12 protein-coding genes are annotated in these 11,859 nt (G+C 67.9%); 6 read left to right on the top strand and 6 right to left on the bottom strand.

What is annotated here, in order from left to right:
- Positions 1 to 18 precede the first annotated feature (18 nt).
- The 5 genes from nosZ to JHD77_RS00550 are packed head-to-tail and all read left to right on the top strand — an operon-like array spanning position 19 to position 5,494.
- Complete coding sequence (gene nosZ / locus JHD77_RS00530; RefSeq protein ID WP_031756903.1) at positions 19 to 1,929, top strand: TAT-dependent nitrous-oxide reductase; 1,911 nt, start codon at positions 19 to 21, stop codon at positions 1,927 to 1,929.
- Positions 1,926 to 3,212: a nitrous oxide reductase family maturation protein NosD gene (locus tag JHD77_RS00535; RefSeq protein ID WP_010793262.1), complete on the top strand. Its 1,287-nt coding sequence runs from the start codon at positions 1,926 to 1,928 to the stop codon at positions 3,210 to 3,212. The genes nosZ and JHD77_RS00535 overlap by 4 nt, the downstream gene beginning before the upstream one ends.
- Positions 3,209 to 4,123, top strand: a complete 915-nt coding sequence (locus tag JHD77_RS00540) for an ABC transporter ATP-binding protein (protein WP_003113111.1) — start codon at positions 3,209 to 3,211, stop codon at positions 4,121 to 4,123. The genes JHD77_RS00535 and JHD77_RS00540 overlap by 4 nt, the downstream gene beginning before the upstream one ends.
- Complete coding sequence (locus tag JHD77_RS00545; RefSeq protein WP_003113110.1) at positions 4,114 to 4,941, top strand: ABC transporter permease; 828 nt, start codon at positions 4,114 to 4,116, stop codon at positions 4,939 to 4,941. Before JHD77_RS00540 ends, JHD77_RS00545 begins: the two co-directional genes overlap by 10 nt.
- Positions 4,942 to 4,957: 16 nt before the next feature.
- On the top strand, positions 4,958 to 5,494 hold the full coding sequence (locus JHD77_RS00550) for a nitrous oxide reductase accessory protein NosL (RefSeq protein WP_003113109.1): 537 nt from the start codon (positions 4,958 to 4,960) through the stop codon (positions 5,492 to 5,494).
- Positions 5,495 to 5,576: 82 nt separating this feature from the next.
- On the opposite strand, the gene fpr is transcribed toward JHD77_RS00550, so the two are convergent.
- Positions 5,577 to 6,353 carry a ferredoxin-NADP reductase gene (gene fpr / locus JHD77_RS00555; protein ID WP_003091832.1) on the bottom strand — a complete coding sequence of 259 codons (777 nt, stop codon included), beginning with the start codon at positions 6,351 to 6,353 and terminating at the stop codon, positions 5,577 to 5,579.
- Positions 6,354 to 6,626: 273 nt separating this feature from the next.
- Between fpr and JHD77_RS00560 the strand changes: the two genes are divergently transcribed.
- Positions 6,627 to 7,553, top strand: coding sequence for a LysR family transcriptional regulator (locus JHD77_RS00560; RefSeq protein WP_003091833.1), 927 nt, complete (start codon positions 6,627 to 6,629; stop codon positions 7,551 to 7,553).
- Position 7,554: 1 nt separating this feature from the next.
- Here the strand turns inward: JHD77_RS00560 and JHD77_RS00565 are convergent, their stop codons facing one another.
- From JHD77_RS00565 to JHD77_RS00585, 5 genes are all read right to left on the bottom strand, one after another.
- On the bottom strand, positions 7,555 to 7,896 hold the full coding sequence (locus tag JHD77_RS00565) for a YceK/YidQ family lipoprotein (protein WP_003098676.1): 342 nt from the start codon (positions 7,894 to 7,896) through the stop codon (positions 7,555 to 7,557).
- Positions 7,897 to 7,949: 53 nt separating this feature from the next.
- Positions 7,950 to 9,083: an ABC transporter permease gene (locus JHD77_RS00570; protein WP_003119608.1), complete on the bottom strand. Its 1,134-nt coding sequence runs from the start codon at positions 9,081 to 9,083 to the stop codon at positions 7,950 to 7,952.
- The gene (locus tag JHD77_RS00575) at positions 9,080 to 10,252 is read right to left on the bottom strand and encodes an ABC transporter permease (protein WP_003098671.1); all 1,173 of its coding nucleotides are present in this window, start codon (positions 10,250 to 10,252) and stop codon (positions 9,080 to 9,082) included. Before JHD77_RS00575 ends, JHD77_RS00570 begins: the two co-directional genes overlap by 4 nt.
- A gap of 3 nt (positions 10,253 to 10,255) precedes the next feature.
- On the bottom strand, positions 10,256 to 11,227 hold the full coding sequence (locus JHD77_RS00580; protein WP_003091837.1) for an HlyD family secretion protein: 972 nt from the start codon (positions 11,225 to 11,227) through the stop codon (positions 10,256 to 10,258).
- A 100-nt stretch (positions 11,228 to 11,327) separates the two neighbouring features.
- A complete protein-coding gene (locus JHD77_RS00585) occupies positions 11,328 to 11,813 on the bottom strand; it encodes a phosphate-starvation-inducible protein PsiE (RefSeq protein ID WP_003091838.1) in 486 nt (161 codons plus the stop codon).
- Positions 11,814 to 11,859 lie beyond the last annotated feature (46 nt).

An 11,859-nucleotide genomic window follows, 5' to 3' on the forward strand; every position in this document is an offset into this window, starting at 1 on the left:
CCTTGAGGACGACACGAGATGAGCGACGACACGAAAAGCCCCCACGAAGAAACCCACGGCCTGAACCGCCGCGGCTTCCTCGGCGCCTCGGCGCTGACCGGAGCCGCCGCCCTGGTTGGCGCCAGCGCCCTGGGCAGCGCGGTGGTCGGCCGCGAGGCCCGGGCCGCGGGCAAGGGCGAGCGCAGCAAGGCCGAGGTCGCCCCCGGCGAACTGGATGAGTACTACGGGTTCTGGAGCGGCGGACATTCCGGCGAAGTACGCGTGCTCGGCGTGCCGTCGATGCGCGAGCTGATGCGCATACCGGTGTTCAACGTCGACTCGGCCACCGGCTGGGGCCTGACCAACGAGAGCAAGCGGATCCTCGGCGACAGCGCGCGCTTCCTCAACGGCGACTGCCACCATCCGCACATCTCGATGACCGACGGCAAGTACGACGGCAAGTACCTGTTCATCAACGACAAGGCCAACAGCCGGGTCGCGCGCATCCGCCTGGACGTCATGAAATGCGACCGCATCGTCACCATTCCCAACGTCCAGGCGATCCACGGCCTGCGCCTGCAAAAGGTGCCGCATACCCGCTACGTGTTCTGCAACGCCGAGTTCATCATCCCCCATCCCAACGACGGCTCGACCTTCGACCTGTCCGGCGACAACGCCTTCACCCTGTACAACGCCATCGACGCCGAGACCATGGAAGTGGCCTGGCAGGTGATCGTCGACGGCAACCTCGACAACACCGACATGGACTACAGCGGCAGGTTCGCCGCCTCCACCTGCTACAACTCGGAAAAGGCCGTCGACCTCGGCGGCATGATGCGCAACGAGCGCGACTGGGTGGTGGTGTTCGACATCCCGCGCATCGAGGCCGAGATCAAGGCGAAGCGCTTCGTCACCCTCGGCGACTCGAAGGTGCCGGTGGTCGACGGCCGGCGCAAGGACGGCAAGGACAGCCCGGTGACCCGCTACATCCCGGTACCGAAGAACCCCCACGGGCTGAACACCTCGCCGGACGGCAAGTACTTCATCGCCAACGGCAAGCTCTCGCCGACCTGCACCATGATCGCCATCGAGCGCCTCGGCGACCTGTTCGCCGGCAAGCTGGCCGACCCGCGCGACGTGGTGGTGGGCGAGCCGGAACTGGGCCTCGGCCCGCTGCACACCACTTTCGATGGCCGAGGCAACGCCTATACCACGCTGTTCATCGACAGCCAGTTGGTGAAGTGGAACCTGGCCGACGCGGTGCGCGCCTACAAGGGCGAGAAGGTCGACTACATCCGCCAGAAACTCGACGTGCAGTACCAGCCGGGGCACAACCACGCCACCCTGTGCGAGACCAGCGAAGCCGACGGCAAGTGGATCGTGGTGCTCAGCAAGTTCTCCAAGGACCGCTTCCTGCCCACCGGTCCGCTGCACCCGGAGAACGACCAGTTGATCGACATTTCCGGCGAGGAAATGAAGCTGGTCCACGACGGCCCGACCTTCGCCGAACCGCACGATTGCATCCTCGCCCGCCGCGACCAGATCAAGACCCGCAAGATCTGGGACCGCAAGGACCCGTTCTTCGCCGAGACGGTCAAGCGCGCGGAAAAGGACGGCATCGACCTGATGAAGGACAACAAGGTCATCCGCGAGGGCAACAAGGTCCGCGTCTACATGGTCTCGATGGCGCCCTCCTTCGGCCTCACCGAGTTCAAGGTGAAGCAGGGCGACGAAGTCACCGTGACCATCACCAACCTCGACGAGATCGAGGACGTGACCCACGGCTTCGTCATGGTCAACCACGGCGTCTGCATGGAGATCAGCCCGCAACAGACCTCGTCGATCACCTTCGTCGCCGATAAGCCCGGGGTGCACTGGTACTACTGCAGCTGGTTCTGCCACGCCCTGCACATGGAAATGTGCGGGCGGATGCTGGTGGAAAAGGCTTGATCCACGCAGCGCGGTCGCTGGCCGGGCGCCGGGCGGGGCCGCTCCTCGCCCTGCTCCTGCTCGGCCTCGCCACGGCCCGCGCGGAGCCGGTCGACGGCCTGCCGCTGCGGGCCGACGGCGATGGCCGCTGGAGCCTGGCGGCGGGCCGCTACGCCGGCAACTTCGTCATCGACCGGCCGCTGCACCTACGCTGCGAGGCCGGCGCCGAACTGGACGGCGGCGGCCACGGCAGCCTGCTGACCCTGACCAGCCCCGGGATCACCGTCGAGGGCTGCCGGCTGCGCAACTGGGGGCGCAACCTGACCGAACTCGACGCCGCGATCTTCGTCGGCAAGGCCGCCAGCGACGCCGTGATCCGCGGCAACGACCTGCGCGGCGCGGGCTTCGGCGTCTGGCTCGACGCCACGGCGGGCGCGCAGGTGCTCGACAACCGCATCGAGGGCGACGAAAGCGTGCGCTCCCAGGATCGCGGCAACGGTATCCACCTCTATGCGGTGAAGGACGCCCTGGTCCGCGGCAACCGGGTCAGCCACACCCGCGACGGGGTCTACATCGACACTTCCAACGACAGCAGCATCGAAGCCAACCGCTTCGAGGAGCTGCGCTACGGCGTGCACTACATGTTCACCCACAACAGCCGGGTGACCGACAACCTGACCCGGCGCACCCGCACCGGCTACGCGCTGATGCAGAGCCGCAAGCTGACCGTGACCGGCAACCGCTCCATCGACGACGAGAACTACGGCATCCTGATGAACTACATCACCTACTCGACCCTGGCCGGCAACCGCGTCGAGGGCGTGCGCAGCGGCAGCACCGGCGACGCGATGATTTCCGGCGCCGAGGGCAAGGCGCTGTTCATCTACAACTCGCTGTTCAACCGCATCGAAGGCAACAGCTTCGCCGACAGCGCCCTGGGCATCCACCTCACCGCCGGCTCGGAGGACAATCGCATCGCCGGCAACGCCTTCATAGGCAACCGCCAGCAGGTCAAGTACGTCGCCAGCCGCGAGCAGGAGTGGTCCGCCGACGGCCGCGGCAACTACTGGAGCGACTACCTGGGCTGGGACCGCGACGACGACGGTCTCGGCGACGTCGCCTACGAGCCCAACGACAACGTCGACCGGCTGATCTGGCTGTACCCGCAGGTACGCCTGCTGTTGAACAGCCCGAGCATCGAGCTGCTGCGCTGGGTCCAGCGCGCCTTCCCGGTGGTGCGCTCGCCCGGCGTGCGCGACAGCCATCCGCTGATGCGGATGCCCGCCGCGGAGCCGAGGCCATGAGCCTGGTCGAGATCGACGGCGCGACCCTGCGCTACGGCGCCCTCACCGCCCTGAGCGGGCTCGACCTGCGCCTGGAGCCCGGCGAGGTGCTCGGCCTGCTCGGCCACAACGGCGCCGGCAAGACCACCACCATCAAGCTGGTCCTCGGCCTGCTGGCCCCCAGCGAAGGCCGCGTGCGGGTCCTCGGCCACGATGCGAGGAGCCTGGAGGCGCGCCGCCAGCTCGGCTACCTGCCGGAGAACGTGACCTTCTACCCGCAGCTCAGCGGCGCGGAAACCCTGCGCCACTTCGCCCGCCTCAAGGGCGTGGCGCCGGCCGAAGCCGCGCGCCTGCTGGAACAGGTCGGCCTCGGCCATGCCGCCAGGCGACGCCTGAAAACCTACTCGAAGGGCATGCGCCAGCGCCTCGGCCTGGCCCAGGCGCTGCTCGGCGAACCGCGCCTGCTGCTGCTCGACGAACCGACGGTGGGCCTCGACCCGCTGGCCACCGTCGAGCTCTACCAATTGCTCGACCGCCTGCGCGGCCAGGGCACCGGGATCGTCCTTTGCTCCCATGTGCTGCCCGGCGTCGAGACGCACATCGACCGCGCCGCGATTCTCGCCGGCGGCCGCCTGCAAGTGGCCGGCAGCCTCGCCGAATTGCGCCGCAAGGCGGCTCTGCCGACCCGCGTGCGCCTGGCCAGCCCGCATAACCCGCAGTGGCTCGAACGCTGGCACCGGGCCGGCCTGGCGGCGCGGAGACTGGACGACCAGCGCATCGAGGTACTGCTGGACGATGCCGAGCGCGACGGCGTGCTGGAAGCGCTGCTGGCCGCGCGCGAGTTCGACCTGGAAATCCTGCCGCCGTCGCTGGAGGACCTCTATCGCCACCACATGTCCCCCGCCCCCGCCGGAGCCACGCCATGCCCGTAGTCTGGACCATCGCCCGCAAGGAACTGGCCGACGGCCTGCGCAATCGCTGGCTGCTGGCGATCAGCCTGCTGTTCGCCCTGCTCTCGGTGGGCATCGCCTGGTTCGGCGCCGCCGCGGCCGGCCAGGTCGGCTTCACCTCGGTGCCGGCGACGGTCGCCAGCCTGACCAGCCTGGCCACCTTCCTGATGCCGCTGATCGCCCTGCTGCTGGCCTACGACGCCATCGTCGGCGAGGAGGAAGGCGGCACCCTGCTGCTGCTCCTGACCTACCCGCTGGGGCGCGGCCAGTTGCTGCTCGGCAAGTTCCTCGGTCACGGCCTGATCCTCGCCCTGGCCACCCTGATCGGCTTCGGCAGCGCGGCGCTGGCGATCCTCGCGCTGGTGCCGGAGGTCGAGGCGGCCATCCTGCTGGGCGCCTTCGGCCGCTTCATGGGTTCCTCGCTGCTGCTCGGCTGCGTGTTCCTCGCCCTGGCCTACGCCCTGAGCAGCCGCGCCAGCGAGAAATCCAGCGCCGCCGGGCAGGCGCTCGGCCTGTGGTTCTTCTTCGTCCTGCTGTTCGACCTGGCCCTGCTGGCGATCCTGGTCCTCAGCCAGGGTCACCTGAGCCCGCGGCTGCTGCCCTGGCTGTTGCTGCTCAACCCGACCGACCTCTACCGGCTGATCAACCTGTCCGGCTTCGACGCAGCCGCCGCCGGCGGGGTGGTTCCCCTGGCCAGCGACCTGCCGGTGTCCGCCAGCGCCCTCTGGCTGGCCCTGGCCCTCTGGGCCGGCGCTGCCCTGGCGCTGGCCCACGGCCTGTTCCGCCGCCGCCCCATCTGACTCACGAGGTTCCGCCATGCAACGTCATACCCTCCCCCTGCGCCCTCTGCTCGGCACGCTCCTGCTCGGCCTGCTGCTGGCCGGCTGCGATGCGTCGCGGGACGACGCCACGGCACTCGGCCCGGTGCCGATCGCCAGCGGCGACGAATGCCACGTCTGCGGCATGCTCATCGAGGAAATGCCCGGTCCCAAGGGCGAGTCGGTGCTTCCCGGCGCGGTGCGCAAGTTCTGCTCCACCGCCGAACTGTTCGGCTGGTGGCTGCAACCGGAAAACCGCCAGGGCCAGGCGCGCCTGTATGTCCACGACATGAGCCAGGCCGACTGGCGGCACCCCGACGACGCCCGCCTGATCGACGCCACCCGCGCCTACTACGTGGTCGGCATCCAGCGGCCGGGCGGCATGGGCGCCACCCTCGCCTCGTTCGCCGACGAAGAGGCCGCGACGCGCCTGGCGGCCGAGGAAGGCGGCCGGGTACTGCGCTTCGACGAGATCGACCAGGCGGTGCTGCAAGGCGTGGGCGGCGACCACCCGCACCGGCACCCGGCGCACTGAGCGTGGGCCGGAAAGCAGAAAGCCCCTGCCGCGGATACGGCAGGGGCTTTCTTCGCCTGGCGCGACGAGGCGCGGCGGAGGCCTACTTCTCGACGAAGGCGCGCTCGATCAGGTAGTCGCCCGGCTCGCCCATGCGCGGCGAGATCTTCAGGCCGAAGCTGTCGAGCACGGCGCTGGTCTCTTCCAGCATGCTCGGGCTGCCGCAGATCATCGCACGGTCGTCCTGCGGATTCATCGGCGGCAGGCCGATGTCCTCGAACAGCTTGCCGCTGCGCATCAGGTCGGTCTGGCGGCCCTGGTTGCGGAACGGCTCGCGGGTCACCAGCGGGTAGTAGATCAGCTTCTCTTTCACCTGGTCGCCGAAGTACTCGTGTTCCGGCAGGACCTTGGTGATGAAGTCGGCGTAGGCCAGTTCGCTGACCCAGCGAACGCCGTGGACCAGGATCACCTTCTCGTAGCGCTCGTAGGTTTCCGGGTCCTGGATCACGCTGAGGAAGGGCGCCATGCCGGTGCCGGTGCTGAGCAGGTAGAGGTGCTTGCCGGGCAGCAGGTCGTCGTGCACCAGGGTGCCGGTCGGCTTGCGGCTGACCATCAGCTCGTCGCCTTCCTTCAGGTGCTGCAGGCGCGAGGTCAGCGGGCCGTCCGGGACCTTGATGCTGAAGAACTCCAGGTGCTCTTCGTAGTTCGGGCTGGCAATGCTGTAGGCGCGCATCAGCGGACGACCGTCGACTTCCAGGCCGATCATCACGAACTGGCCAGTCTTGAAGCGCAGACCCGGGTTGCGGGTGGTCTTGAAGCTGAACAGGGTGTCGTTCCAGTGGTGCACGCTGAGAACGCGCTCGGTGTACAGATTGCTCATCAAAGACTCCTAGGAAAACGCGGGCGCACACCAACAGCAGCAGACGTGACGCAGTTGCGCGGCATTTTATCGGTTGCCAAAATATCCGCAAAATGAATTGTCTGGATAATGCTTATCCAGAATATGGATATGGGATAACACGATATCGGTCGGCCGCCGGCCGCCGAGGGCTCCCATCGCTCCCGCGGACGGGGCGCAAGGATAACCGAGCCAACCCCGCCGACGGAACGGCAAAATGTCGCGGGGCCTTTCGCTCTAGACGAGGAAGCCTGGATGAAATTCACCCTCCGCCAGCTCGAGGTGTTCGTCGCCGTGGCCCAGCAGGAGAGCGTCTCCCGCGCCGCCGAGGGGCTGTCGCTGTCGCAGTCGGCGACCAGCACCTCGCTCGGCGAGCTGGAGCGGCAGTTCGACTGCAAGCTGTTCGACCGCGCCGGCAAGCGCCTGACCCTCAATGCCCTCGGCCGCCAACTGCTGCCGCAGGCGGTGGCGCTGCTCGACCGCGGCGAGGAAATCGAGAACCTGCTCAACGGCAAGACCGCCTTCGGCTCCCTCGACCTCGGCGCCACCCTGACCATCGGCAACTACCTGGCCACGCTGCTGATCGGCGCCTTCATGCAGCGCCAGCCGGACTGCCGGGTGCGCCTGCACGTGCACAACACCGCCCAGGTGGTGCAGCAGGTCGCCCACTACGAGCTGGACCTGGGCCTGATCGAGGGCGACTGCCGGCATCCGGACATCGAGGTGCAACCCTGGATGGAGGACGAACTGGTGGTGTTCTGCGCCCCCCAGCATCCGCTGGCGCGGCGGGGCGGCGCCGACCTGGAACGGCTGACGCGGGAGGCCTGGATCCTCCGCGAGCAGGGCTCCGGCACCCGCCTGACCTTCGACCAGGCCATGCGTCATCACCCGCGGCCGCTGAACATCCGCCTGGAGCTGGAGCACACCGAGGCGATCAAGCGTGCCGTGGAGTCCGGCCTGGGCATCGGCTGCATTTCCCGCCTGGCCCTGCGCGACGCTTTCCGCCGCGGCAGCCTGGTGCCGGTGGAAACGCCCGGCCTGGACCTGCGCCGGCAGTTCTACTTCATCTGGCACAAGCAGAAGTACCAGACTGCGACCATGCGCGAGTTCCTCGACCTGTGCCGCAGCGAGACCGCCGGGATCAGCCGCAGCGACGAGATCGTGCTGCCGCTGATTCCCTGACTCAGTTGGCCAGGGACAGGTTGCCGTCGCGGTACTGGCGGTACGAGGTATAGGGCAGCGCGAGGGTGTCGATCACCCCGGACAGCGCGAAGTCGAGGGCCAGCACCTCGAGGATGCCGTCGGCTTGCGCCGGCGCCACCGGCGACCCGGTCTTCACGTTGAGCCGGCAGAAGGTGTAGCTGACCCCGCTGTACACCCGCGGCAGGCTGGTGCAGGCGGTCGCCTTCAGGCGCAAGTCGTGGGCGGCGCTGGCGTCGTCGCGCACCAGCGTGTTGACGGAACCGCACCCGCCGAGCGTGGCGAGCCCCAGAAGCACCAGCAAAGAAAGCCCCGAACGAAACATTCCTTCATCTCCCTGTGCGAACGCCAGCCGAGTATGGCCGGCCTTGCGCCGCTTCACCAACCCTTGACGTTGTCCCAGCGCCAGTTGCGGTACTGGTACAGCAGCGTACCCAGCAACGCATAGGTGGCGGCCATGCCCAGCAGCACCAGGGCATGGTCGCTGACTTCGCGCAGCGGCAGGTCCATCTGGTTCATCTCGGCGATGGCGCGGATCGCCCAGGTCGAGGGGATCGCGTCGGCCAGCCAGCGTACCCAGTCCGGCATGGCCTGTTCCGGCCAGCTGTAGCCGGCCATGTAGAACAGCGGCAGGGTGATGAAGGTCATGGTCAGGTACACCGATTCCTCGGTGGGCAGCAGCTCGGCGATGAACTCGCTGAGGGCGATCACCGCGATTAGGAACGGCAGGACGATCCCCAGCAGCATGAAGAACGAGGCCGACTGGCGATAGCCCAGCAGGTGCGGCCAGATCACGTAGAAGAGCATCGCCAGCACGGACCAGATCAGCAGTTGCGCGCTGTAGCGGCCGAAGCGGGTCGACAGCGGCTGGCGCATGTAGCGCGGGGTGCCGCCGCGCAGCATGATGTTGCCGCGGGTGCAGCCGAGCAGCAGGCTGTGTTGCAGGATCAGCGACAGCAGCCCCGGAAGGACGATCGCGGCGAAGCTGATGCCGGGGTTGAACAGGTCGGTCAATTGCCCTACCAGCGGGCTCAGCACCACCTGCGCCTGGGTCGCGGTGAAGCCTTCGCGTTCCAGCAGAGCGGCGTTGTAACGGTTGGTCAGCGCGCTGTAGACCGCCGAGATGTCCTGCTGGATCTGGCCGTTGGCCATGCGGTTGGTGGCATCGCCGAAGTACGGGATCACCAGCGCCTCGCCGCGCAGCAGGCGCTTCTCGAAGTTCAGCGGGATCACGATGATCGCGTACAGCTCGCGCCAGGCCAGGTCGCGCTTGGCCTGCGGCAGGCTGTCGTAGCCGACCACGGCGACTTTCGGCGCCGAATCGAGCAGCCGGACCAGCTCGCGCGACACGTCGCTGTGATCCTCGTCGACCACCGCCACCGGCAGGTCGAGGGCGGTGTGGTTCATGTACGGCAGCGAGGTGATGCACACCGAGGCCACGACCATCAGCCACATCGGCTTGGACAGCATGGCCTTCAGGGTTTCCCGGAGGATTTGCAGGTAGTTCTTCATATCGGGCTCAGGTCCAGGCGGCTGCGCAGGCGCATCTTGGCGATCATGTAGGCGATCAGCGGGTACAGCGCCAGCTTGGCGCAGGTGTAGAGCGCCGAACTGGGCGGCGCCTGGCGCAGGAACTGGTCGAACAGGCCGTGCAGGGTGTGGGTCAGCGGCTCGGCCTCGGCGATCACCCGCGCCAGGGTCGGCATCGCCAGTTCCGGGATCAGCACTCCCGAGTAGGTCTGGGCGACGCCGATCAGCATGCCCACCAGCGAATAGGCGGTGAAGCGGTTGGCGGTGAAGACGAACAGCACCAGCCCGACGCTCTGCGCGGCGATCACGTAGAACAGCGTGATCATCAGCATCGCCAGCGGGCTGCCGTTGATGCGCGCGCCGGAGAACGCCACCAGCAGGAAGATTTCCAGCATCAGCAGCGCGGTGAACAGCAGCGTGTAGGGCGCCAGCTTGCCCACCAGGCGTACGCCGAGGGCCTTGGCCCGCAGGATGTGCGGCGAGGAGGCGCGCAGTTCCGGCGCCTCGCGGGCCAGCACATGGACCATGGTGACGATCACGAACAGCTGTAGCAGGTGCACGATGGCGGCGAACTGCTGGTAATAGATGTAGTTGCCGCTGGCATTGAACAGGCTGTCGTAGGACACGCTGATGCTCGCCAGGTGCGGCAGCGCCGCCGGCATCCCGGCGGCCAGGCGCGGACGCAATTCGCCGTTGAGGCTGGCGACCAGCGCCGAGAAGTCCTGGGTGGCGGCGTAGCCGGCCGAATACAGCAGCGCGTTGTAGTACAGCTCGGCCTTCGGCGCGCGCCCGCCGAGCACGTCGGCCTCGAAGTCCGGCGGGATGTAGAGCAAGGCGTAGGCATCGGCCCGACGGATCGCGTCGAGCCCCTCCTGGACGCCGGCGGGAACGGTGATCACCTGGGCGTGGGAGGTCGCGTCGAGTTCGCGGATCAACTTGCGCGACAGTTGGCTATGGTCCTTGTCGATCACCGCCAGCGGCATGTCCAGCAGGGTACCGGCCTGGTAGACGCCGCTGATCACGCCGAACAGCAGCAGCGGCCAGCACCAGCCGAGCCAGTGGATGGTCCAGCTGCGGCAGGCGATCCGCGTCTCGGTGTTGAACGCCTGGACGAAACGGCTGGCGTTGCGCTTCAGCGCGGCCCACGCCATCGCTCAGTTCGTCCAGCGCCACAGCGCGCTCATGCCCGGGCGCAGGCCGGGTGTCGGCTGCAACGGGTAGAAGCGGGTCTCGAAGGTCTTCAGGTCGAAATCGCCGGTGGCGCGGGTCGCGCGCCTGGTCGAGAAATCGCCCAGCGGGGCGATGTAGCGCAGCTCGGTCTCGACCTCGGCGCCGCCCAGGCCGGGCACCTGCATGACGATGCGGTCGCCCTTGCGCACCTTGGCCAGGATGTCCTCGCGCAGGTTGAAGACGAAGTAGCTGTCGTCCAGCCGCACCAGCGTCAGCAGCGGACTGTAGGCGTTGATCAGTTCGCCCTGTTCGGCGGGGATCGGCCCGACCTCGCCGTTGACCGGCGCGCGCACCTGCAGGTCGTCGATCTGCGCCTGTAGCTCGGCGATCTGCGCGTCGGCCCGGCGCACCGCGGCCTGCAACGCCTGGCGGCGCTCCTCGCGGTCGCCCTTGAGGCCTTCGTCGAGATTGGCCCGCGCCTCGGCGACGCGGTCGCGGGCGACATCGCGCTCACGCCGCGAGAGGTCGAACTGGGTCCGCGAGAGGAAGCCGCGCTCGACCATCTGCTGGTTGCGCTGGAAATCCGACTCGGCGTTGCGCAACTCGGCCTCGGCCTGTGCCAGGCTGGCCTTGAGCGCGCGGATGCTCTCCTCGCGGGTACCGTGGAGCGACTCGTCGAGCTGCGCCTGGGCCTGGTTGCGCGCCGCGTGCAAGGCATCGAGCTGGGCTTCCAGCTCGGGGCTGTCGAGGCTGATCAGCAGGTCGCCCTGCTTCACCTCGTCGCCGCGCCGCACGTGCAGCACCTGGACCCGGCCCTTGGCCTTGGAGGAAACGATGACGTTGGTGGCGTCCGCCTCGCCCTGCAACAGCAGGGGCGGATTGTGCAGGCGCAGGTAGAGGGTGATGGCGACGATCGCGAGGATCAGCAGCGGGGTAAAGAGTTTCCATCCCTTCATGGGGCAGGCTTCCTGAACACGACCGGGCGATGGTAGTACATTGCCAGGCCGTTGCGCTGGCCGGAAGCGCGCCGGAGACCGGCTCCGGCGCGGCGACGAATCAGGCTTCCCCTTCGGCGTCCTCGCTCGCCACCCGCCGCGCGGCGGCGCCGTCGGACTTCGCCGAAGGGAAGCGCGCCGAGGCGAAGCGCACCACCAGGATCGCCAGCGCCAGCAGCAGCAACGCCACCGAGACCAGGATGATGCCATCGTCCGGCGTATGGTTGTGCTGGATGTCGGCGATCATCAGGCGGGTCAGCGCGGTCATCGCCACGTAGATCAGGAAGCGTACCGGCATGTGGTTGGTCTTGAAGTAGATACCGACCATCGCGCCCAGCTCGAGGTAGATGAACAGCAGGAGGATGTCGTCGATCGACGCATGCCCCTTGTTCACCATCCCCAGGAAGGCCGCGCCAGCCGCCCAGAAGACCGTGGCGCCGATGGCGAACAGGGCCAGGTAGTGGAACGCCTCCACCAGCAGGTTGCCGAGGCTCTCCGCCTGGTGGTGCATGCTTGCGCGCAGGCGCTCGGCCCAATTCTGTTTCATAGCTTCTCCCGACAAAGACGACGGCCACCTGGCCCGAAGCGTGCAA

Source organism: Pseudomonas sp. P20 (assembly GCF_016463925.1).
GTDB lineage: Bacteria > Pseudomonadota > Gammaproteobacteria > Pseudomonadales > Pseudomonadaceae > Pseudomonas > Pseudomonas aeruginosa.